General features: G+C 49.2%; 17 protein-coding genes. 9 read left to right on the top strand and 8 right to left on the bottom strand.

Annotation, left to right across the window (positions count from 1 at the left end; genetic code table 11):
• Nucleotides 1-35: 35 nt before the first annotated feature.
• The 8 genes from AB1757_01945 to ribH form a co-directional block, all read right to left on the bottom strand.
• Nucleotides 36-506, bottom strand: coding sequence for a protein-disulfide reductase DsbD domain-containing protein (locus AB1757_01945; GenBank protein ID MEW6125800.1), 471 nt, complete (start codon nt 504-506; stop codon nt 36-38).
• 30 nt (nt 507-536) lie between these two features.
• Nucleotides 537-2,708, bottom strand: coding sequence for a bi-domain-containing oxidoreductase (locus tag AB1757_01940; GenBank protein MEW6125799.1), 2,172 nt, complete (start codon nt 2,706-2,708; stop codon nt 537-539).
• An 85-nt stretch (nt 2,709-2,793) separates the two neighbouring features.
• Nucleotides 2,794-3,762, bottom strand: a complete 969-nt coding sequence (locus tag AB1757_01935) for a hypothetical protein (GenBank protein ID MEW6125798.1) — start codon at nt 3,760-3,762, stop codon at nt 2,794-2,796.
• Nucleotides 3,763-3,825: 63 nt separating this feature from the next.
• Nucleotides 3,826-4,344 (bottom strand): chemotaxis protein CheW, encoded by a 519-nt coding sequence (locus tag AB1757_01930; protein ID MEW6125797.1) that lies wholly within the window; start codon nt 4,342-4,344, stop codon nt 3,826-3,828.
• Nucleotides 4,345-4,356: 12 nt separating this feature from the next.
• Entirely contained in the window at nt 4,357-6,456 is a 2,100-nt protein-coding gene (locus tag AB1757_01925; protein MEW6125796.1) for an ATP-binding protein, read from the bottom strand.
• A 72-nt stretch (nt 6,457-6,528) separates the two neighbouring features.
• Complete coding sequence (nusB, locus tag AB1757_01920; GenBank protein ID MEW6125795.1) at nt 6,529-6,981, bottom strand: transcription antitermination factor NusB; 453 nt, start codon at nt 6,979-6,981, stop codon at nt 6,529-6,531.
• Between the two features lie 132 nt (nt 6,982-7,113).
• Nucleotides 7,114-8,874 (bottom strand): sulfatase-like hydrolase/transferase, encoded by a 1,761-nt coding sequence (locus tag AB1757_01915; protein MEW6125794.1) that lies wholly within the window; start codon nt 8,872-8,874, stop codon nt 7,114-7,116.
• A gap of 216 nt (nt 8,875-9,090) precedes the next feature.
• Nucleotides 9,091-9,555: a 6,7-dimethyl-8-ribityllumazine synthase gene (gene ribH / locus AB1757_01910; protein MEW6125793.1), complete on the bottom strand. Its 465-nt coding sequence runs from the start codon at nt 9,553-9,555 to the stop codon at nt 9,091-9,093.
• A gap of 186 nt (nt 9,556-9,741) precedes the next feature.
• Here ribH and uvrA point away from each other — a divergent pair, with 186 nt between their 5' ends.
• From uvrA to AB1757_01865, 9 genes are all read left to right on the top strand, one after another.
• A complete protein-coding gene (uvrA, locus tag AB1757_01905) occupies nt 9,742-12,603 on the top strand; it encodes an excinuclease ABC subunit UvrA (protein ID MEW6125792.1) in 2,862 nt (953 codons plus the stop codon).
• Between the two features lie 151 nt (nt 12,604-12,754).
• On the top strand, nt 12,755-14,146 hold the full coding sequence (locus tag AB1757_01900) for a serine hydrolase (protein MEW6125791.1): 1,392 nt from the start codon (nt 12,755-12,757) through the stop codon (nt 14,144-14,146).
• Nucleotides 14,147-14,265: 119 nt separating this feature from the next.
• Complete coding sequence (locus AB1757_01895; GenBank protein ID MEW6125790.1) at nt 14,266-16,695, top strand: serine hydrolase; 2,430 nt, start codon at nt 14,266-14,268, stop codon at nt 16,693-16,695.
• A gap of 384 nt (nt 16,696-17,079) precedes the next feature.
• On the top strand, nt 17,080-17,904 hold the full coding sequence (locus AB1757_01890) for an inositol oxygenase family protein (GenBank protein MEW6125789.1): 825 nt from the start codon (nt 17,080-17,082) through the stop codon (nt 17,902-17,904).
• A gap of 93 nt (nt 17,905-17,997) precedes the next feature.
• Nucleotides 17,998-19,317: an enterochelin esterase gene (fes, locus tag AB1757_01885; GenBank protein ID MEW6125788.1), complete on the top strand. Its 1,320-nt coding sequence runs from the start codon at nt 17,998-18,000 to the stop codon at nt 19,315-19,317.
• 73 nt (nt 19,318-19,390) lie between these two features.
• A complete protein-coding gene (locus tag AB1757_01880) occupies nt 19,391-19,939 on the top strand; it encodes a restriction endonuclease (GenBank protein MEW6125787.1) in 549 nt (182 codons plus the stop codon).
• Entirely contained in the window at nt 19,936-20,478 is a 543-nt protein-coding gene (locus tag AB1757_01875; protein ID MEW6125786.1) for a hypothetical protein, read from the top strand. The genes AB1757_01880 and AB1757_01875 overlap by 4 nt, the downstream gene beginning before the upstream one ends.
• 78 nt (nt 20,479-20,556) lie before the next feature.
• On the top strand, nt 20,557-22,131 hold the full coding sequence (locus tag AB1757_01870; GenBank protein ID MEW6125785.1) for a carboxyl transferase domain-containing protein: 1,575 nt from the start codon (nt 20,557-20,559) through the stop codon (nt 22,129-22,131).
• Between the two features lie 145 nt (nt 22,132-22,276).
• Nucleotides 22,277-22,789: a hypothetical protein gene (locus tag AB1757_01865; GenBank protein MEW6125784.1), complete on the top strand. Its 513-nt coding sequence runs from the start codon at nt 22,277-22,279 to the stop codon at nt 22,787-22,789.
• Nucleotides 22,790-22,922: the final 133 nt, after the last annotated feature.

Here is a 22,922-nt window from a genome sequence, read left to right as displayed (position 1 = left end):
CCATTGGCGAACGACAACGGACAATTGACCGGAATTCAGTTCACTTCAACGGGAATGCTAACATTTACGGTTTGAGGGCGCAAACATTGCTCGTTATTGCAGGCTTGAATGGTTAATTTGCCTTTCACGGTTTGACTCGCCGCCGCCGCGCCTGCGCGAACCGTGAATTTCAATACGGTTCGTCCCTCAAAAACCGAAAGCGGCTTTTCAGAAAACGAAAACTTCTGCATTTTGGCTTTCGGATAAATCACGCCGCCGAGCGTCAACCCGGCGGACTTTTCGAGTTTGAGCGCCGTGGCAATCAAATAGGTTTCCGACGGGCGATTGGAATTGATGTGATAGCCGCCCTGTATATCCAAGGTCACCGTAGCCGTACCCGCGCCACCTTTTTTCACCGTGACATTTGCGGCAGAAACTTTGACGACACTTGCTGAATTCTGCGCCATCGCGGTGGCGCTGCATAAAATTATTGCGGCGAATAAACAAATCGCTTTACTCAATTTCATAATTCCTCCGTCAATCGAACGTTTATAAAATTAAAATACCGAATTTATATCTATCGAACAAACGCTTGCCTGCTTTGCGCTTTCGATAATCGCCAGGCAAGCAAGGCTGGTCGCCGTCAGCGATTCAAGGCTAATGGGCAAAGCGGTTTTTCCGTGCGCTGCATCCAAAAACGCCGCGATTTCCGCCGCGTGCCCTTTGTCCTGTGCGCTGCCTCCTAGTTTAATCGTTTTGCGGTCGGAAATTATTTCCGCTTTTTTAAAATCATCTAAAATGGCGACCTCACGTTCGCCAAAAATTTCGACGCGCTCTTTGGCAACCGCTTTACTGCCACTTGCCGTATAAACAATCGAAGCAACCGACCCGTCGCTCATGGTCATTGAAACCGTGACGCTGTCATCAACAAAACCGGCTGTGCGTTTTTGCGGCACGAGCGCCGCGCTCACCTGCACAGGCAAAGCATCGGTGATGAATTGCACGAAATCAACAAAGTGACAGACTTCTCCGATGATGCGCCCGCCACCCTCTGTTGCATCATGCGTCCAATGCTCTGCGGGCACTTGCCCGGCGTTGACGCGATACAAAACCGTGAGGACGCCTGCGCGATTCGCGAAATGTTTTTTAAGGTCTACGGCAAGCGGCGCAAACCGGCGATTGTAGCCGACGGTCAGGACACCCGCTGTCTCACGCGCTGCAAGGATAACCTCGCGTAAACCTTCAAGAGTGGTTGCCAACGGTTTTTCAACAAACACCGCCTTGTTTTGCCGCAAAGCTCTGGTGGCTAAATCGGCGTGTGAATCGTGGCGCGTGGCGATGAATAGGGCTTCGCTCTTTTCATTATTTAAAATCTCATCGGCATCGGTCGTTGAATAGACAAAGCCGAACATCTCTGCGGTATTTTTCGCATTAATGCCGGTCGCCGTGGCAACCCCTTCGAGTTGAACTTTTGCGGCGCGTTTAACAATCGGCAGCAAGACGCCTCTGGCAAAACTTCCCGCGCCAATGAAACTCACACCTAACGCACCTTCAGAAGTTTTTTTGGCGTGTGAGGTTTTAACAACCTTGCCGCTTGCAATCTCCGCCTGCGGGTATTCAAGCACAATGCCGCAATAACGCTCACCGCCTTTGTTGGTGATTAACTCGTAAGCGTCCATCGCCTGCGCCACCGAAAAGCGATGGGTGGTCAGCAAATCGGTTTTCACTTTGCCTTCGGCGATCAGTTGCACGAAGGCTTCCATATTGCGCCGCTCCGTCCAACGCACATAGGCAATCGGGTAATCATTGCCCTTCTCTTCATATTCGGGGTCGTAACGTCCAGGTCCGTAAGAACGCGACAACCGCACCTCGAGTTCTTTCAGGTAATAGGCATTGCGCGGAATGTTCATGCCGATAAGGCCAACGGCAACGATGCGCGCGCGGTCACGCGCAAGGTCGGCAGCGAGTTCAACCGGCGCATCCGATTTGGTGCTTGCCGTAATAATTATCGAATCAACGCCGCGCCCTTCGGTGAGAATTTGGCAGGCGGTGCGCACGCCCTCTTCGGTTGCGGCGACAAAATCGGCACCGGATTTTTTCGCGAGTTCACCGGCAAGCGGATCAATATCGAATCCCAGCACGCGACAACCGGCGGCTTTCAACATCTGCACCGTCAGTTGCCCGATGAGTCCAAGCCCGATAACCGCGACCGCTTCGCCGAGTCGCACATCGGCTTGGCGAATGCCCTGCATGGCGATGGCGCCGACGGTTGTGTAACAGGCAGATTCAAAGGAAGCGGCATCCGGCAATTTACAACAGAGGTTTTGCGGAACGAATAACACTTCGGCGTGCGAAGCATAACCCGCGCCGGCGCAAGCCACGCGGTCGCCAACCTGAAAACCGTTGACGTTTTCGCCAACGGCAATCACGGTTCCCGAGGCGCTGTAGCCGAGCGCCTTTATCTGATTGAGTTTGGCGGTGACTTTTTCATAAGTCGAGCGAATGCCTTCGCGTTTAAGGGTATCGAAAACCTGGCGCACGAGGTCTGGGCGTGAGCGGGCTTTGCCAACCAGAGAACTTTGCGCGGTTTCAACAATCGTGCGTTCCGTACCGGCGCTAATCAGCGAACAGGCGGTGCGAATCAGCAGTCCTCCGGCTTTCAAAGCTGGGGGTGGCAATTCTTCTACGGTTAATTCGCCGGTGCGGTAATTCTGAACGACTTGTTTCATCACAGTCAGTAGTCAGTAGTCAGTAGTCAGTAGTCAGTAGAAATTTGTCAATAACTACAGACTGGAAACTACTGACTATTGACTTTTATAAGAGGGGATAATCCATGCGTCGTTTATGACGGTAGCTTTGCAGAACCTTGTGAACCTGACGCGGGGTGATGCCTTCAATCAAATTGGCGATGGTGTAGTGCAATCCATGTTCAGGGGGTTCAGGCGCGGCTAAATAATCTTGATAGGCTTTAAGAATCTGTTCCTGAATTTCGGGTGACGGATCCGGCACGTTTGAAAAGGCGCGTTCATCATCATGCAAAATATCGAGCCAGCGCAAAATTTGCCAGCGCGTCACATAACCGAGTTGTTCGGCCATTTTTTCCGGCAATTCCATCAGCCGAAACTGTTGCGCGTCCATCTCTTTCCAATAGAGTTTTTCAATCTCGAATAACTGCAAACGGGTCGGCTCAGGCGTTGGCGACTGTTCATATTCCGATTTCGCCCAATCGCGAATGATTTTCATCGTCTGTTTATAAGGTACGCCGAGTGTTTTACTGATGGCATGTCGGCGTCCACCGTCCGGGCGATAGCCGGTTTCAACAAACCGCCGGTACATATCAATGGCTTTGTCTCTGAGGTCCGGCGTGATGTCAATTTTGCTGGAATTCAGATACTCTTGCAGCACATCGGCAACCACTTTGCGCTTGACCCAGAGTTTCGTTGCGATTTGCGAATTGACTTCACGCAAAGCGCTTTCCTTACCGACAAACTCCGTTTGATAGCACTCAATGATTCGTGTGCGAATTTCAGGGGTAAGCGCATCAACTCGCGGCGCACGCGGTTGCTTTTGCTTGCGCGGCGCGGCGGCTGAGCGCGAGGAATGGTGTGCGGGACGCGGCACGGCACGAACCGGTGCCGAAGCCTTATGAACCACAATAGGCTTTGGCGTCGTGGGAACGTGCTTGACGATTTTTTTCTTAACGCACTTTAAACAATAAGCCGCTTTTCGGTCGGGCGAAAAAAAGGTAGTTCCGCAAACCGTACAAGTTCTCCGAAATTTCATTCCGCTCATAAGCTCAATAGTGTAAATTCGATGCGCGTAAACTTCAACTTTAATCGGCAAATTTTAAGATTCGCCAATCTGTTCGGCATCGATAATGGGAATTAACCTGTCTTTTCGTTTAAAAAAAAATTTACTGAAAGCCAGCGCATCACCTTCAGTTGGTCGCTCTTTTTTTAAGTTCTCGGTTCTCAGGACATCTTTGGTCGATAGGGTGATGACATCATCAATCCGGTCTGCAAGCAACCCGAGTTGCGAATCGCCTTTGAGCAAAATCAACCGTTGTTTATGTTTTAATTGCGCCTCTTCGGCGCGCAGATGGGTGACCAATGTCATGCGCCCGCGCACACTCGCTACCCCGATGATGCCGGATGGCGAATGCGGCAATGGCGTGATGCGCGGCGCATCAACGACGCCTTCGGTCTGTTCAACTGAAATCGCCAACGGTTCATTATCAATTTCAAAAACCAGAAATGAAAGTTTATCGTGGTCGCCGTCCTGAACCTGTTCTTCATTCAAACGCAAAGACCTTGCCGCCAGTCTCAGCAGTGAATTGATGGTCGCAGTGGTTCGTCCTTTTGGCATCTGAATTATTGCTTACACCCGCATGCTTCTCAGCATCAACAGACTCGGTAAATCCAAAACCAGCGCCACATCGCCGCCTTCGAGGTCAACCGCGCCAATGACGCCTTTGATTTTTCGCCCAAGCGAGCCTAACGATTTCACAACAATTTCACGTTGCTCGAAAAATCGTTCAACCGCGATGGCAACATACTTTTCATTAACCCGAGTAATAAAAATCGGCACACGCTCCTGAGTTTGCCCGGCTTTGGTGGCTTTGCCATTTGCCGACTCGTGCTCTGCCTGATGCAGCAGGCGCGCGCCGCCAAGCCCCAACAAATAACGCAATTCAATGAGCGGCACAATAAACCCACGCCATTCGACGTTGCGCCGACCATCGCGACCGAGCACATCGTCCGAATGCAGATAAACCAATTCGACGATTTGCCCAACATTAATCGCATAACGCCATTCGCCCACGCCGACCACAAAAGCCGAAATCATCACCAGCGTGGTGGGCACGGCAATTTCAAATGTCGCGCCTTTGCCCGGTTCGGAAGTCACGCGAATTTCGCCGCCCAATTCATGCACGACGCGCTCTGCGGCATTCAATCCGACACCGCGTCCCGAAACCGATGAAATTTGTCCGGCGGTTGAAAAGCCCGAATGAAAAATCATTCTCAGCAATTCTTCATCGGCTAAATTATCGTTCTCGTCGATAGCGCCAATTTCAATCGCCCGGCGGCGCACCTGTTGTAAATCGATGCCGTGCCCGTCATCGCTAATCGAAATGCTGGCGCGTGTGCCTTCAAGCCGGGCATCCAGTTTAATTTTGCCGCGCGCATTTTTGCCGAGGATTCGGCGTTCCTGCGGCAGTTCCAATCCGTGGTCAATGGCATTACGCAGGATGTGATAAAGCGGGTCGGCGATGCGGTCAACAATCATTTTATCGAGCAAGGTATCGCGTCCGGCGATTTCCACCGATACGGATTTCCCTAATTCACGCGCCAGACGACCCGCAAGCCTTGCTGCGCGGGTATAAGTTTGCGCCAATGAAACCATGCGCAATTCAACCAGTCGCTCTTCGAGTTCGAGGAATTCGCGTTCGAGTTTTTTAATGCTCGATTTCAAATCGAACCGCTCACGCGCGCCAAGCCCTGCGGCTTGCAAAAAATTATTCGCCATCGAAGAGAGTTTTTGCGCTTCGATGGAAAGTTCATGCGCGATGCCCGATAGTTCATCGATTTTAGTTAAATCCACCCGCACATTTGGCGACAGCGGTTGCAGGGATTCCTGCGCGAAAGCGGTCGGCAATAAATTTTCAGTCGGTTTATCGCTCTTTGCGGTTTTCGATTTTCTGCGCCCCACAACCCGCAACGCTTCCCCGGCAATGCGCCAGGTCGAACGCCCGACGCGATACAACCGCGCATTAAATTTATCGGCAATCGGTTTGATTTCACTCTCTTTACCAAGCGTCGCCAGCAACAATTTAAAGCCCACGGTCTCGGCAGATTTTGCCGGCTCAGGCAATGTGGTAATCAGTTCGCCGATTTCGGCAAGCTGGTTGGTGAAGGCGCGATACTTCGTATCAATATCGCTGATTTTTATCTGCACGCTGAATGCATAGAAAGCGCGTTCGGCATTAAAATTTTCTCTGATGCGATGGCGTTCATAATCGGTGAGCAATCGGCGTTCGCTTTCCGAAAGCCCCAAAGATTCAAGCTCGCCTTCTTCCTCTTTGATGCGGGTGCGCGGACGCGCGGCAATGCGAATCAGCAAATCGCGCAGGCGTTCATAATCTTCTTCATTTGCGGAGCCGCGCGCTGCGCCTGAAACCAGCGCGGCAAGTCCGGCACCGCATTCCTGTAATAGAAGAACCGAATCTTCGGCATCCAGCTTGAATTGTCCCAGGCGAAGGTCATCAAGCGTATCTTCAAATTCGTGAGTGAGCGCCTGCACCTCGGCAAGCCCCATCATTCCGGTTAACCCTTTCAGAGAATGAACGGTGCGAAAAATGCGATTGATGAGATTGATGTGCGGTTGTGGCGTGAGAGAATCAAGGTCGGTGAGCAGTGAATCCAGCAGTTCTTCGGACTCAGAGAGATATTCACTCAATAATGCCTTGTCTTCAATCATAGGCTAATGATGAGTGAGCGACAAAAAACCGTTATTGTTGGTTTGAGAGATCAGTGGTGTTCAACTCATCCCTCAATTCCCATTGGAGCTTGATGCGCTTGAAACACTCTGTTCGTTTTCAAGGTCTCGTTTTATCGCATCCAGAATACCATTGATGAATTGCGTCGCCTCAAAGGTCGAAAATTTCCGAGCGATTTCCAACGCTTCATTGATCACCACGGTCTTAGGCGTTTCCGGCTCAAAAAGAAATTCATAGATGGCAAGCCGCAAAATGTTCCGATCAACGATTGCCATGCGCGAGATACGCCAGTTTTCCGCCCGACTTCGGATTAATTCATCAACTTCTTTCAGATGTGACACTGCGCCCAATGCGAGCCGATTGGAAAATTCCCGGTCAACTTCACCGAATTCGTCGCCGAATTCCCCCCAGTAGGTTTCAACCAGTTCGTCCACTCGCGGTTGAGCCACATCGAATTGAAAGAGCATTTGTAAGGCACAAACTCTCGCCTTACGTCTTGCACCCATAATAACCACCTACTAAAAATATCAAAATATGAATTCCACTAATTCAATTAAGCGTCCCTTTACAGATTGCCAAATCAAGCCGTAAAAAACAATTCTGATTTCGCCAATATGCGCTTTTGGTGAAAATAATTTTTAATTATTTTGAGTTTCAAAATGCTGACGCAACTTCCCTTGCAGATTTTCAACCAGTGACGCATCAGCACTCTGAAAAATATTATGTTGTTCGTCAGGGTCGCTCAGCAGTTCATAAATCTCTTCACCTTCGCCATTGCCGGTTCGTATGTATTTGAAAATTTCTTTCCCCGTGCGATACAGCACGGCATAGCGCAATGGATTACCAAACGATTGATGGAAAGTGTAAGGATTGCTCGACGATTGCAACAGGGATTCGCCCTCCCAGCAGGCAGGAATCCGTAGTCCCAACCGATCAACAATGGTCGGCGCAACATCGAGTTGCGAAGCAAATCGCAGATTGGCATAGCGCGCCTTCTCTTCATCATAAATTAAAAACGGCACCCGCAATTGCTCTTGATAGAGATAATGCACATGCCCGAAATGTCCATGCTCTCCAAGCCCATCACCGTGGTCGCCGATAATTACCACCAGGCTGTTTTTCAAATAACCTTTCTGTCTCAGGCTTTCAAACAATTGTTGAATCATCGCATCGGTCTGCATCACTTTATCGTCGTAGTTGTCTTTGACAAGCGACGTGTCATAATCGCCGCCAAGAAAAGCATAGACTTCGAGCTTTTTATCCTTGGGCGCATACTTCGAGAATTTTTCCAATTTCGCGCCTGAATAGTGTGGCGACATCAAATGAAAATAGAAAAATGATGGCGTGTTATTAAAGTTCTGAACTTGTTCCAGCCCTTCAAAAATCAGCCGGTCATCATTGAGGGTGTATTTTTGCGAACTCTCGCCATCGAAATAAAGCTTTAAATTTTTCTCGCCGTAATACTCTCTCAATCCATACCACGAATGACTGCCTGACAAAATGAAATAGGATTCATACCCCTGGTCATTGAGCAAATCATAGAGGGTGAAATTTTGATTGCAGACATTCTTTAAATTTTTCGACGACATGGTTGACATAATGCCGCACACCGTATCGGCACACGATGAGACCGCGAAATCGACTCTCTTGAGCGAACCGTTATGTTGAAGTTTTGATAAGAACGGCGTCGTCGGTCGGTCATACCCATAAAGTTGCATATGGTCTGCACGCAGCGCATCGGCAATAATCAAAATCACATTCTTCTTTTGAAATTGTTCACTTCGCGGGTATTCAAAACGTGAGCGCTGGTCATCATAATAAACTTTCAACCGGTGCGGATTGGGTTCCAGATAGGTAATCGTCGGCATAAAAAAGCTGATGATGGGGTCGCGCCAGGCGGCTTCGTAGTGCTCACGCTTACTCCACAGCGCAGATATGAGCGTCGTCATCGCAACCATAAACAACACTATCACCAGAGCGGATTTCAAGCCTCGCAAGCGGTTGTTAAACAGGCTCACCGGGTGCTCAGGCAGAAGCATCTGTTGCAGGCTTTTGAAAATTGCGCCGGAAAAAAACTGGTAAACCACAATGACGAATACCAACAATCCGATTAACACCAGGTAAACCCAGTTGGCATTGACCGGCAAAGCTTTCAAAATCGAACCGAAGTGAAAAGCGTAATCGGCAACCAGGGTGTAATTAATATTGCTGCCCCAGAAACTATTGCTGAGAAAATTGGAGACATAAATAAACAGCAATGCTAAAAAGGTGAGCGCCGGAAACAGGCTGAGCAGATGCCTGGCGATGCGCAACCGACGAAACCATGTAAAACTTAACGGAAGGCTCATCAACAAAGTCGTCAGCGCAAGCACGCTTAAAACCAGAATAAAATGAACCATAATCAGGCTTTTTTGAAAGCGAAAACGAATACTGAAAAAAATGATGTAGGCGAGACTGAAAAAAATTTGAAAGGCAGAAAAGTATAGAACCCCCTTGATAGGGGCAAGCGTGTCCCTCAGCTTGGAACCTTTATTTTTTTTCATCGTTCTAGGGGGAACCTTTCAGAAACGCTCAAAACTTCTGAAAACTTCTGAAAAACAAAAATTCAAATCGTTTTAAAATTCCAGAAACAGATTCGCCATCTCAACGGCAGACATCGCCGCTTCAAAACCTTTGTTGCCGGATTTCGCGCCCGCTCGGTCAATCGCCTGTTCGAGATTGTCGGCGGTGACCACGCCCAGGGCGATGGGTTTTTGCGTATCGAGCGAGATTTGCGCAATGCCTTTGAACACTTCGCTGGCGATGTGTTCATTGTGCGAAGTTTCGCCGCGAATAATCGCGCCCACGCCAATCAATGCATCATAATTGCCGCTCAGCGCCGCGCGCTTGAGGGCAAGCGGCAATTCAAATGAACCGGGCACGCGAATAATGGTTATCGCATCTTCGGATGCGCCCAATCGTTCAAGCGCGTCTATCGCGCCGCCGATTAACCGGCTCACCACGAAATCATTCCAACGGCTTGCAACGATTGCCACACGCAAGCCTTCGGCGCTCAATTTTCCTTGTAACGTTTTAGCCAATTTGCTGCTGTCTCCATTCGTTTTTGGAAGTGGTTTGCAGTATAGGTTCGCACCAAATCACTGTCAAGCAAGCCGGATTTCATCACCACTTTGATTCGCTTCGCATTCGAGTGCTATGATGAATTCTTTACTTTTGGGGCAAAAAAGCTGCTACGAGCAGATCTCTAAAGTTACGAGCGGGAGAGCATGTCAAACGAAGTTATCAGCATCAAAGGTGCAAGGGTTCACAATTTAAAAAACGTCAGCGTCGAAGTTCCCATCAACAAACTCACCGTCATCACAGGGGTTTCCGGTTCCGGCAAATCATCGCTTGCCTTCGACACCATCTATGCCGAAGGGCAACGCCGTTATGTCGAATCGCTTTCCGCCTATGCGCGACAATTCCTCGAACGCATGGATAAACCTGATGTCGATGAAGTTTCAGGCATCTGTCCGGCGATTTCGATTCGTCAGAAAAATTCCACGCGCAATCCGCGTTCGACCGTCGCTACGCAAACCGAAACTTACGATTACCTGCGCCTGCTTTACGCCCGCATTGGTAAAACCTTTTGCGCGCGTTGCGGCAATCAGGTGTTTCGCGATACGCCCGAATCCATCGCCGATGAAGTTTTAAACATCCTCGAAGGCACACGCTTTTATGTGCTGTTCCCGGCAAGCGCCGGTTTTGAGGAGACGCATCCAAGCGCCCCCCCAACGAAATCGAAAAAATCCTCGAAGAAATCAACGGCAAGCGACGACACCAAAGTCAAAGCTCATTTGATGAGTTTGATGCAACGCGGTTTTACGCGACTTTATAAAGATGGCGAAATCATCGAACTCGCAACCCCCGACAGTTACACGGCAAACAATTTCGACAACACCTTTGTTCTGGTTGACCGCCTGGTGGTGCGCCCGGATGTGCGCGCCCGTCTGGTTGATTCAATAGAAATTTGTTATCAGGACGGACACGGACAGGCAATAATTCAAACCGTCGGCGAAAATCCTATTCACCTCTCTTTCTCAGAAGATTTCGAGTGCAAGCGTTGCGGCATCAAATATGCCGAACCCGAACCGCGACTTTTCAGTTTCAACAATCCGTTCGGCGCGTGCCCGACCTGCCAGGGGTTCGGCAATACCATCGGGCTGGATTATGACCTGGTGGTGCCAAACCATGAGTTGTCGCTTGCACGCGGCGCGATTGACCCGTTCACCAAACCGCAATATCAACACGCGCAAAGAGAGTTGCTGAAATACTGCAAAGCCGCAGGCATCCCGGTTGATGTGCCGTTTAGCGACCTCTCTCGCGACCAACAAAAAACCCTTTTGTACGGCAACAATGAATTTGAAGGCGTGCAGGGATTTTTCGATTATCTCGAAACCAAAAAATATAAACTTCACGTTCGCGTTTTCCTGTCGAAGTATCGCGGCTATACGCGCTGCCCCGAATGCGATGGCGGGCGTTTAAGATTGGAAGCGCGTATCGTCAAAATCGCCGGAAAATCTCTGCCGGAAGTTTGCGCGATGACCGCCGCCGAAGCCGCAGACTTTTTCAAGCAACTCGAACTTGCCGAAGCCGATTTGGAAATCGCCGAACGATTGCTTTATGAAATCCGTTCGCGTTTGAAATTTTTAATCAATGTCGGGCTTGAATACCTGACGCTCAATCGCCTGGCTTCGACGCTATCGGGCGGCGAAGCGCAACGCATTCAACTGGCAACCAATCTCGGCGCCTCGCTGGTCGGCGCATTGTATGTTTTGGATGAACCATCGATTGGGCTGCATCCACGCGATAATCAGCGATTGATTCGCATACTCGAAAATCTGCGCGATATTGGAAACACTGTGCTCGTCGTCGAACACGAACCTGAGATGATGCTGGCGGCAGACCGCATCATTGATATTGGACCCGGTGCAGGTGAACTCGGCGGCGAGGTGGTTTTTCAAGGCACGAAAGAAAAATTACTCAACGGCAACGGGTCGCTCACAGGGAAATACCTGCGCGGCGATTTAAAAATCAAAATGCCGCGTGAACGCCGTGTCTTCAATCCCAAACAGGTTTTGCAAATTCGCGGCGCGAGCGAACACAATCTGAAAAAAGTTGATATAGACATTCCCCTGAGAATGATGACCTGCATTACAGGGGTTTCGGGTTCAGGCAAATCCACCCTGGTTCACGACATTATTTATGCGGGACTCAAAAAACAACGCGGCGAATGGACAGGGCACGTCGGGGCGTTTGCCGAGCTACGCGGAGGCAATCTGATTTCCGATGTCGTGTTGGTTGACCAATCGCCTATTGGTCGCACGCCGCGTTCCAATCCGATTACCTACATCAAAGTTTATGACGCGGTGCGCGAAGCTTTTGCGCAGACTCGCGAAGCGCAGGCGCACGGATACGACGCTTCGCATTTCAGTTTCAATGTGCCCGGCGGACGTTGTGAACGCTGCGAAGGCAATGGCGTCGAGATTAAAGAGATGCAGTTTCTTGCCGACGTCGAATTGATTTGCGAAGAGTGCAAAGGTCGCCGTTTCAAACAGGGCATCCTCGATATCAAATATAAAGGTCGGTCGATTCACGACGTGTTGAATATGACGGTGCGCGAAGGCTTATTGTTCTTTTCGCACATCAATCGCATCGCCTCGAAATTGCAAGTGCTCGATGACGTCGGACTCGGTTATCTGCGACTTGGACAATCGGCGACGACGCTATCGGGCGGCGAAGCGCAGCGCGTCAAACTGGCATCGTATTTAGCCAAACGCGAAAGCGAACGCATGCTTTATATTTTTGATGAGCCGACGACCGGTTTGCATTTCGATGACATTAACAAGCTGCTCGCGGCATTTCGTCAGTTAATCGAAGCGGGCGGGTCAATCATCATCATCGAACATAATCTCGATGTAATAAAAAGCGCCGACTGGATTATTGATTTGGGACCGGAAGGCGGTTACGAAGGCGGCAACGTGGTGGCGACCGGCACGCCCGAACAGATTGCCGCCTGTGAACCTTCACACACTGGAAAATTCCTGCAAAAGATATTTAATAATGGCAACGGTGTTCAAAAAATTTAAGATTCGGTTTTAAGATATGCGCGATTCGCAACCCCAACAAGGTTTATCTACGCATCCATAAACCTACCGTCACTCGCACTTTCTTGTCTGCATTACAGCGCGGTGATATTTTAACTGCGCATTAACCCAACACTATCGGGAGGCGATCTCTATGAAAAAATTGATTCAACGCCGCTTTATTGCATACGCGCTTTTGGCTCTCTTACCACCTTTCACTTTCGCGCAATCCATTCAGGATGAAGCCGAAGTTAAAAAAATTCTTGAACAACGCATCACTACCGATAAAAAAGGCGTCGGGGTTGCCGTCGGCATCATCAACGACAAGGGCATCAAGCTCATCAACTACGGCAAAATGCAGGTCAATGAAGCCCGCGAAGTCGATAGCAATTCGATTTTTGAAATCGGCTCGATTACTAAAGTCTTCACCTGCATCCTGCTTGCCGATATGGTCAAACGCGGCGACATGAAACTCGATGACCCGATTGCGAAATACCTGCCCGCAGGTGTGAAAGCGCCAACCCGCAACGGCAAGGAAATCACTTTGCTTGATCTCGCTACGCATACTTCGGGCTTGCCGCGCATGCCGACCAATTTTAAACCCCAAGATGCGAAAAATCCTTTTGCGGATTACACCGCCACCCAGCTTTATGAATTTCTCTCAAGCTATACACTGCTGCTCGACATCGGCAGCAAATATGAATACTCGAATGTCGGCATGGGGCTTCTCGGTCACCTCATCAGTTTGAAAGCCAAAAAAGATTATGAAACCTTAGTGATTGAACGCATCTGCAAACCGCTCAAGATGAATGACACGCGCATCACGCTTTCTGATGAACAGAAAACCCGACTGGCAACCGGTCACACATCGGGTTTGCAACCGACGCCGAACTGGGACATCGATGTACTGGCAGGCGCAGGAGCTTTGCGTTCGACGGTAAACGATATGTTGAAATTTGTAGCGGCAAACGTGGGGCTTACGAAAACCAAACTCTATCCGGTTTTGCAGATGAGCCATCAGATGCAGCGCAAAACCGATTCGGCGGATATGGACATCGCGCTTGGCTGGCACATCAACAAACGTTTTGGCGGCGAAATCATCTGGCACAATGGCGGCACCGGCGGCTATCGCACCTTCACCGGTTTTGATAATAAAAAACGCGCGGGTGTCGTGGTGCTTTCCAATTCGGGACTCGGACAGGATGACATCGGACTGCATATTCTCGAAAGCCAGTTCCCTTTGCAGAAATTCGCGCAACCGAACCAACGCCCGGAAATCAAAGTTGACCCGAAAGTGCTTGCCACCTATGTCGGCGAATATCAACTCGCGCCCCATTTCAAAATCACCGTCACACAGGAAGGCGACCAGTTATTTGCTCAAGCCACAGACCAACCGCGCTTTCAAATCTATGCCGAAAAGGAAAACCTATTCTTTTACAAAGTCGTCGATGCGCAGATTACTTTCGTCAAAAATGAGAATGGTGAAGTGACGCAAATGGTGTTGCATCAGGGCGGGCAGAATATTCCTGCAAAGAAAATCAAATAAACCGCGCAAACCGAAAGTTGATTTAACGAAAGTCATGTGCCTTACCATTTGCATAAACAATCTGAGCGAGTAGTATTCTTTTCGCTTCAACTGTCAAATCCACCATTCGGAGAATTCGCATGAAAAGATTGTCGCTCGCGTTGCTCTTATCGCTGGCTTGTTTATTGCAAAGTTATTTGCCACTGGTTTCTGCAAATGAAAATTCAAATCAACCCGTCGTCATCCCTCAAGCGATTGCCGGAACCGATTACTCGGAAGTCATAGAGAAACTTTCGGAATTTATCAATGAGCAATTGCTTGAAAAAGAATTACCGGCGATTTCGATTGCCCTCGTCGATAATCAAAACATCGTCTGGCAAAAAGGTTTCGGATATGCCGACCCAAAAGCGAAACTCGCGCCAACTGAGCAGACCATCTATCGCGTCGGCTCGGTGTCGAAACTTTTTACCGACATCGCGGTAATGCAACTCGTCGAACAAGGCAAACTCGATTTAGACGCGCCGGTGACAAAATACATTCCCGAATTTCGCCCGCGCAATCCGTATAAAAAAGCGATAACCCTCAGACAATTGATGTCGCATCGTTCGGGACTGGTGCGCGAAACTCCGATTGGCAGTTACTTCGACCCGCAGCCGCCGACCCTGGCGCGAACCATCGCGAGTTTAAACAACACAACATTGGTTTATGAACCGGAAACCCGCACCAAATATTCCAATGCGGCGATTGCCACCGTTGGCTATGTTTTAGAGCGCACGCAGAAAATGCCGTTTGCGAAGTATTTGAAACGTAGCGTCCTTGATGTGCTCGCAATGCGCGACAGCAATTTCGAGCCGACGCCGGAAATCAAAAAACATCTGGCGAAAGCGCAGATGTGGACGCTTGATGGACGGGTGTTTGATGCGCCGACTTTTGAGTTGGGGATTGCGCCCGCCGGTTGTATGTACACTACGCTTGCGGATTTGTCGCATTTTATGAGCGCCTTGTTTGCCGGCGGCGAAGGCAAGAATGGTCGAATACTTAAACGCGAAACCCTTGAGCAGATGTGGACGCCGCAAACCGACGCGCAAGGCAACAAAACGCCTTATGGAATTGGCTTCGGCTTAGGCACTTTGGATGGGCATCGTCGCGTCGGGCATGGCGGCGCGATTTACGGATTTGCGACAACGCTCAATGCTTTACCGGACGACAAACTCGGCGTGGTCGTAGTGGCAACGAAAGATTCGGTGAATGCCGTGACCAATCGCATCGCCAATTACGCATTGCGCATGATGCTCGCGGCGCGTGAAGGTAAACTCATACAAGCACCGGAAAAAACATCGCCACTCAATGTCGCAATCGCCAAAGAATTAGCCGGTCGATATATGGCGGCTAATAAGCATCTTGAGTTAGTGGAGAGTGCAGGTAAGTTGGCTCTATGGAGTAGCGAAGGTGGCGAACCGCTGCAACTGAGGGTGGCAGGCGTCAGGCTCAAAGAAGGTGAAAGAGCCTCTTCGCCAACGGTTGGGGTAGAACTCATCGTTGACGACCGGTTAGGTTTCGGGCAAAAACTCACAGTGCATAACGATAAACTAGTCGTCAATAATGAAACTTATTCGCGTGTCCCGATTGAAAGACCGTTACCTGCGCCGGAACCTTTCAAAGGATTAATCGGCGAATATGGTTGGGATCACGACATCCTTTACCTCTTTGAAAAAGACAAGAAACTCTGGTGTTTGATTGAATGGTACGAATTTGACCCGCTCGAAGAGGTCTCGTCCGAGGTTTTCAAATTCCCGAATCACGGTTTATACGATGGCGAAAAATTGATTTTCAAACGTGATGCCAGAGGTCGCGCTACGCAAGTTACCGCCGCAGGCATAGTGTTCAAACGGCGCAACATTGAACCCGGCGCGGGCGCTTCACAACTGAAAATCAAACCGGTGCGCCCGGTGGCAGAGCTTCTCAAAGAAGCCATCAACCAACAACCACCAAAAGAGACCGGCAATTTCCGCGAGCCGGAACTGACGGAACTGACGAAACTCGACCCGACCATCAAACTCGAAGTTCGTTACGCCACCACCAACAATTTTTTGAGTTCGGTGTTCTATCAACAGGAACGGGCTTTTCTGCAACGCCCGGCTGCTGAAGCGCTCGTCAGAGCCAGTCAAAAATTGCAAGTGTACGGTTACGGATTGCTGATTCACGATGGCTATCGCCCCTGGTATGTGACCAAAGTTTTCTGGGATGCCACGCCCGAAGACAAGCATATCTTTGTCGCCAATCCTGCCAATGGTTCACGTCACAATCGCGGCTGCGCGGTGGATTTGACGCTTTATGATTTAAAGACCGGCAAAGCCGTTGAGATGGTCAGCACTTATGATGAAACCACAGACCGCGCTTACCCGGATTATCCGGGCGGCACAGCTTTGCAACGCTGGCTTCGTCGTTTATTGCGCAACGCGATGGAAGCCGAAGGCTTTACGGTTTACGAAGCTGAGTGGTGGCATTTCGATTATCAAGACTGGAAATCCTATCGCATCGGCAATGTGCCGTTCGAGAAAATCAAATGAGTCAGGAAATCGGCTAAAGCGATTACGATTGTTTTCACTGATAAGGAATCGCGTTGAGCGATAACCAAAAGCCTCGCTTAATCAGATGCTCATCTTGAAGCGTGATGAGTTTGAGTATTCCTATAATCTTTGTGGAAAATGTGCCCTCACGCAAAATCCACAAAAATTTTTCTTAATTTATGGCGCTCACTCCCGCTAGAAGATGAGCGCGTAGAATTGCCTGACTTGTCGTGCTATAATCCGGGCGTTTCACAGCACCCTATAATTCATATCGAGGTTTTGGTCATCGGTTGCCCTGATGACCGGGGCTGCATCCTCACAATACGCATTTAAAGTATCAATACGTTTATACGGGTTCCTGTTATGGGTGAAATTGATTCAACGATGAATTCAACACCATCATCTGAAAAGTTATTCGGGGCTGGCAGGGGGAATAAGTTTGCTCAGTCTTTTCGTGACTATCAGACCAAAACGCGCAGCACGGTAAAAGAGCTTTACCAGATGAACCACGCCAATCAAACTGTCGAATTCGTACTCCACAAAAAAGCAGCCTATCGCACAAAAACGAAAATCGAGATGGGCGTTTGGCAAGCCATCGAACAGTTGAGCACTTTGGTTGACGACAGCGACCCGGACACCGACGTGCCGCAAATCGAACACAACCTCCAGACCGCCGAAGCCATACGCCGTGACGGGCATCCGCGTTGGTTCATCCTCACCGGGTTGATTCACGACCTCGGCAAAATCTTGTCGTTTTTCGGCGAACCGCAATGGGCAGTGGTCGGCGATACCTTTCCGGTTGGTTGTGCTTATTCGCAAAAAATTGTTTACCCGGAACTTTTTGCTGCCAATCCCGACAGTCAAAATCCGCTCTATCAAACCCGAACCGGTATCTACGCAGAAGGCTGCGGTCTGGATAATGTGCATTTTTCATGGGGACACGATGAATATCTTTATCAGGTGATGAAAGCTTATCTGCCCGAAGAGAGCTTATACATGATTCGCTATCATTCCTGTTATGTCATCCACCAACAACACGAATATGCGCATTTGATGAATGGACAGGACAAGCACATGTTTGACTGGGTGCGTGCCTTCAGTCCCTATGACCTGTATTCCAAGGGCGAGCAGCGCCCGGATATCGACGCCCTGCGCCCATACTATGAAGCGTTGGTGGCTGAATTTTTACCTGAAAAACTGCGCTGGTAAACAACGCCGAGCAACAACCTGATTATTAAAACTTCCTGACCATAAAACTTTGCGTCGATTCCATCGTAAAACAAAAAAATTAAAGGATTGGTTATGCCAAGTAAAAAACTTTCGCTGCTGATTGCAACCGCGCTTTGCCTGCTCGCCTGCACCGCTGCTGTCCGCGCGATGCAAGATGAAATCCTCAGTCCGCGCCTTGCCGCATTGCAGAAAGAACTGGCGGCGGGCAATCGCGCGGCGCTTGAAAACTTCTGGCAAGGGATGACGACAAATACCGCGCCGCTCATTGAACCGATTGCCGTTGACGACAAATTCGCGCTGGTGACTTTCGTGTATCGCGGCAAAGATGATGTCAAAAATGTGTTGATATTCGGCGGCATAGCAGGCACCGACGTTGAAAAATGCCGGATGGCAAATCTCGCCAATTCCGATGTCTGGTACAAAACCTTTCGGGTTCGTAAAGATGCGCGATTCACTTATGCCTTTTCGATTAACGATTCGTTGGTATCATTCGATAAATTGCCGTTGAACGATTTCAAAGCGATGATGCAACGGATTTCGACGTTTAAAGCCGACCCGCTCAATCCGAAAAAATTTCCGGGCTTCACGCCTTCGCTTGTCGAAATGCCTGATGCTCCGGCACAAACCTATCACCTCGAACAAGCGAATATCAAAAAAGGCACGGTTGAAAAACAACGCATTAAAAGCGCGATTTTAAACAATGAACGTAACATCTGGGTTTATACGCCGCCCGATTATCAAACGAACGGCAAACCTTACGGGTTGCTGGTGGTCTTCGACGGCTTCACCTATCTGTCGCTGGTGCCGACGCAACATATTCTCGATAACCTCATCGCCAAAAATTTAATTCCGCCGATGGTAGCCGTCACCGTTGATAATGTATCGCAAGCGGCGCGCGGCGTTGAACTCCCATGCAACCCGCAGTTCGCCGATTTCCTGGCGAAAGAGTTGGTGCCGATGCTGAGGGAAAAATACAATGTCAGCAAAGACGCTCAGCAAACCGTGGTTGCAGGGTCAAGCTATGGCGGCTTGGCTTCGGCTTATGCGGCTTTTCGTCACCCGGAAGTTTTCGGCAATGTGCTGTCGCAATCGGGTTCATATTGGTGGCGACCGGAAGGCAGAGAAGATGAAGAACACGAATGGTTGACCAAACAATTTGCCGCAAGCCCGAAACTCTCTGTGCGGTTTTATATGGATGTAGGACTGATGGAAAGCGACCCGACACCGGGCAAAGGTCCGAGCATGGTTATTGCCAACCGCCACCTGCGCGAGATTCTTAAATCCAAAGGTTATTTCGTGCATTACGCCGAATTCAACGGCGGACATGAATATGTCAACTGGCGTGGCACACTCGTTGATGGCTTGTTGGCTTTGATGGGTAATAAGCGATAGAAGCTTGACGCCGCACACGCAGCAAGAATTACCGGATTCTTGTTGATCTGTAAAAAAGCTAGGCAACCAAAATATGCTTCAGGAAAAAACTTATGAAAAGAAAATAATGAAGTATGGCTGGGAAGCGTTGCTCGGATTATGGGAAGCCGTTAAAGAAGGGAAAACGCCGGGATGGAAAGCTGGAAAAGCCTTTGAATATTTAGTGATTCGAGCATTTCAACTGGATAAGGCAGATGTCCGTTACCCATATAGTGTACGTCTTGATGGCGACGAATTGGAGCAAATAGATGGCGTCGTTTACTATGACGGTATCGCTTGTTTGATTGAATGTAAGGATCAAAACACCAGCATTAATATTGAACCGATTGCTAAATTGAGGAATCAATTATTGCGCAGACCCGGTCAAGTTATTGGTTGTGTTTTCAGTCGTGAAGGATTCACCGCTCCGGCAGTCACACTGGCAATGTTTACTGCGCCACAGACCATTTTGTTATGGACAGGCGAAGAGATTGACTATTGTTTAAGAAAACATTTCATCTGTCGCGCCTTGATTTCCAAGTATCGCAATTGCATTGAGAAGGGATTGCGTGATTATAATATCACCGTTGAGGACATACCATGAAAAAAGCCTACATCATTACTGAAGGGTCATTTGATGCGGAACTTTTAAAGAAACTTCTGCCTAAAAATAAAACCCGTGATATTGAATTTGTTGTAGGTTCCGGTCGCTACTCGGCGCAATCTTTGGCGCGCACTTTACTTGCCAATCGGCAAATTCCGGTAGCGTTGGTTCTGGACGCGGATACAACCAATGAAAAGAACATTCAAGAACAGAAAGATTTTTTAGAAGAGTTGTTACGACAAGCGGCATCCGATACCAAATTTGAAGTTTTTTTGGTTGAGCCTGAAATGGAGGCATTACTTGTTGAAACGCCATCAATCATAGAGAAGTTGACTAAAAAACATTTTTCAAAAATGGAATTGCGACTGGCAAAACTTCACCCAAGAAAATTTTTAGCTGATGCGTTAGAAGAATCCAACCAAACCGGCGGTAAGCGCTTACAACTCGTCAAAGACCTTGATGAGCAGGCAATCAAAGCGTTAAGGCGACATCCGTTGGTCACCAGTCTCAACAGTTTTCTGTCTTCTATTGCCGCTTAACCTCAGCGCCATTTGATAGACTGTGGTCTGGTTATACAAATTCAAAAATTAAGCAGCACGAATTAAGGATGAGCAACGATGGCTACGTCGGAAAAGATGATTGAAGTGAAACCGGATAAGTTAAAACTGCTTGAAGAAAAAAACACAGCAGCACTCGAAGGCGGCGGCAAAGCGCGCATTGAAAAACAGCACGCGCAAGGTAAACTCACCGCCCGTGAACGCATCGAATTCCTGCTTGATGATGGCAGCTTTGAAGAGTTCGACCGCTTCAAAAAACATCGCTGTCTCGATTTCGGCATGCAAGACCAGCAGTATCCCGGCGATGGCGTGATTGCCGGGCACGGATTGATTGACGGGCGGCGCATCTTCGTATTTGCCCAGGATTTCACGGTATTTGGCGGTTCGCTTTCTGAGACCAACGCCGAAAAAATCTGCAAGGTCATGGATATGGCGATGAAGGTCGGCGCGCCGGTCATCGGACTCAATGATTCGGGCGGCGCGCGCATTCAGGAAGGCGTCGTAAGCTTAGGCGGTTATGCCGACATCTTTTTACGAAACACCCTGGCATCGGGCGTGGTGCCGCAAATCTCCGCGATTTTGGGACCCTGCGCCGGCGGCGCGGTCTATTCACCGGCAATCACCGATTTCAATGTGATGGTCAAAGAGTCTTCTTATATGTTCATCACCGGTCCCGATGTCATTAAAACCGTCACTCATGAAGAGGTCAGCAAAGAACAACTCGGCGGCGCAATGACCCATAATACGGTTTCAGGGGTGGCGCATTTTGCTGCGGAAAATGATGAAGAGTGTTTGCAACTCATCCGCGAATTGCTCTCTTTCATTCCGTCAAATAATCTCGAAGACCCGCCGCGCCACGCGACGCTTGACCCGGCAGACCGAATGGATGAGCGATTGAACAAAGTGGTGCCCGAAGAAGCCAACATCCCTTATGACATTCGCGACATCATTCACGCGGTGGTTGATGAAGGCTACCTGTTTGAAGTCCACGAACACTATGCGAAAAATATTGTTGTAGGGTTTGCCAGACTCGACGGGCGCGCGGTTGGCATCGTTGCCAATCAACCGGCATTTTTAGCCGGCGTTTTAGATATTGACGCTTCGGTGAAAGCTGCGCGCTTCGTGCGTTTTTGTGATTGTTTCAATATACCGCTAATTACTTTTGAAGATGTGCCGGGATTTTTACCGGGCGTCAACCAGGAGCACGGTGGGATTATTCGACATGGGGCGAAACTCTTATTCGCCTTTGCCGAGGCGACGGTTCCGAAAATTACTGTCATCACCCGCAAAGCTTACGGCGGCGCGTATTGCGTGATGGCATCGAAGCACATTCGCGCCGATGTGAATTTCGCTTACCCGACGGCAGAAATCGCGGTGATGGGCGCAGAAGGCGCGGTCGGAATTCTCTATCGCCGCGAGATTGGCAAAGCTTTAGACCCGCAGGCTGAAGCCAAAAGTCGCGCCGATGAATTTCGCGATAAATTCGCTTCGCCCTACATTGCCGCCGAGCGCGGGTTCATTGATGAAGTGATTGAACCTAAGCAGACGCGCCCGAAATTGATTCATGCGCTTGCGTTGCTTGAAAACAAACGCGACAGCAATCCCCCGAAAAAACACGGCAATATTCCTTTGTAGGTTACAGGGAACAGGTTAGAAGTTTCGGACAATTTTAATTTCATTTGTCTTTTCAAAGGAACTCTTATTCTTTCATTGCCGTTTTCTTACTGTAACCTGTTTCCTGTAAACTGTCCCCTGTTATAATCGTCATACAGGTGAAGATATGAAAGAATGCCCTGAGTGCCATAAATTTTACCCCGACACGAATCGCTTCTGTAGCATTGACGGCTCGCGATTGGTTGAAAGCGTGCAAAGCACCGCCGATCTGGATGCTCAGAAAGAGCATCGTTTGGTTTCGCCACCCCCACAACCACTACCGATGCGACTCACAATTATTGATCAAAGCGATGAAGGCAACCGTTCAAGGGTCATTCAAGGTCTGGTTTTAGATGCCGGTTCGCAAGGACTGAGAATTCAAACCGGAACCATTGAAACGGGTGAACTCAATATCATTCGTGACCATACCGTAGCCTTTAAAAATAAACTGGAACTGGAAGTTGAGTTGCCTGCGCAGATGATTAAGGTCACGGGGTTTGCCGCGTGGTACAAACCCGATGGCATCAATTGGAATGTCGGCGTTTATATTCGCGATATGTCTGCGGCAGACCGCAAAGCCTATGATGAATATTTGCAAACCCTGACCACGCCATCAAGCAGAGTTTCATCGAATGCCTAGCAGCGAAAAATTTTGCGAGCTTTACGTCGTGTCAGAAGTAAAGTGGTGAGTCGTCTGGGAGCGGCGTTTTTTTAACAGGATTCAGGGCGGCAGGAACGATGAAGGATGAACAGGAGGAATTTTAAAATGTTCA

It is taken from the genome of Acidobacteriota bacterium, assembly GCA_040754075.1.
In the GTDB taxonomy this organism is placed as follows: domain Bacteria; phylum Acidobacteriota; class Blastocatellia; order UBA7656; family UBA7656; genus JBFMDH01.
This window is presented reverse-complemented; position numbering and strand designations above follow the sequence as displayed.

Coding starts and splice junctions, on each gene's coding strand:
- AB1757_01945 (MEW6125800.1), bottom strand. CDS start 506: ATGAAATTGAGTAAAGCGATTTGTTTATTCGCCGCAATAATTTTATGC.
- AB1757_01940 (MEW6125799.1), bottom strand. CDS start 2,708: ATGAAACAAGTCGTTCAGAATTACCGCACCGGCGAATTAACCGTAGAA.
- AB1757_01935 (MEW6125798.1), bottom strand. CDS start 3,762: ATGAAATTTCGGAGAACTTGTACGGTTTGCGGAACTACCTTTTTTTCG.
- AB1757_01930 (MEW6125797.1), bottom strand. CDS start 4,344: ATGCCAAAAGGACGAACCACTGCGACCATCAATTCACTGCTGAGACTG.
- AB1757_01925 (MEW6125796.1), bottom strand. CDS start 6,456: ATGATTGAAGACAAGGCATTATTGAGTGAATATCTCTCTGAGTCCGAA.
- nusB (MEW6125795.1), bottom strand. CDS start 6,981: ATGGGTGCAAGACGTAAGGCGAGAGTTTGTGCCTTACAAATGCTCTTT.
- AB1757_01915 (MEW6125794.1), bottom strand. CDS start 8,874: ATGGTTCATTTTATTCTGGTTTTAAGCGTGCTTGCGCTGACGACTTTG.
- uvrA (MEW6125792.1), top strand. CDS start 9,742: ATGTCAAACGAAGTTATCAGCATCAAAGGTGCAAGGGTTCACAATTTA.
- AB1757_01900 (MEW6125791.1), top strand. CDS start 12,755: ATGAAAAAATTGATTCAACGCCGCTTTATTGCATACGCGCTTTTGGCT.
- AB1757_01895 (MEW6125790.1), top strand. CDS start 14,266: ATGAAAAGATTGTCGCTCGCGTTGCTCTTATCGCTGGCTTGTTTATTG.
- AB1757_01890 (MEW6125789.1), top strand. CDS start 17,080: ATGAATTCAACACCATCATCTGAAAAGTTATTCGGGGCTGGCAGGGGG.
- fes (MEW6125788.1), top strand. CDS start 17,998: ATGCCAAGTAAAAAACTTTCGCTGCTGATTGCAACCGCGCTTTGCCTG.
- AB1757_01880 (MEW6125787.1), top strand. CDS start 19,391: ATGCTTCAGGAAAAAACTTATGAAAAGAAAATAATGAAGTATGGCTGG.
- AB1757_01875 (MEW6125786.1), top strand. CDS start 19,936: ATGAAAAAAGCCTACATCATTACTGAAGGGTCATTTGATGCGGAACTT.
- AB1757_01870 (MEW6125785.1), top strand. CDS start 20,557: ATGGCTACGTCGGAAAAGATGATTGAAGTGAAACCGGATAAGTTAAAA.
- AB1757_01865 (MEW6125784.1), top strand. CDS start 22,277: ATGAAAGAATGCCCTGAGTGCCATAAATTTTACCCCGACACGAATCGC.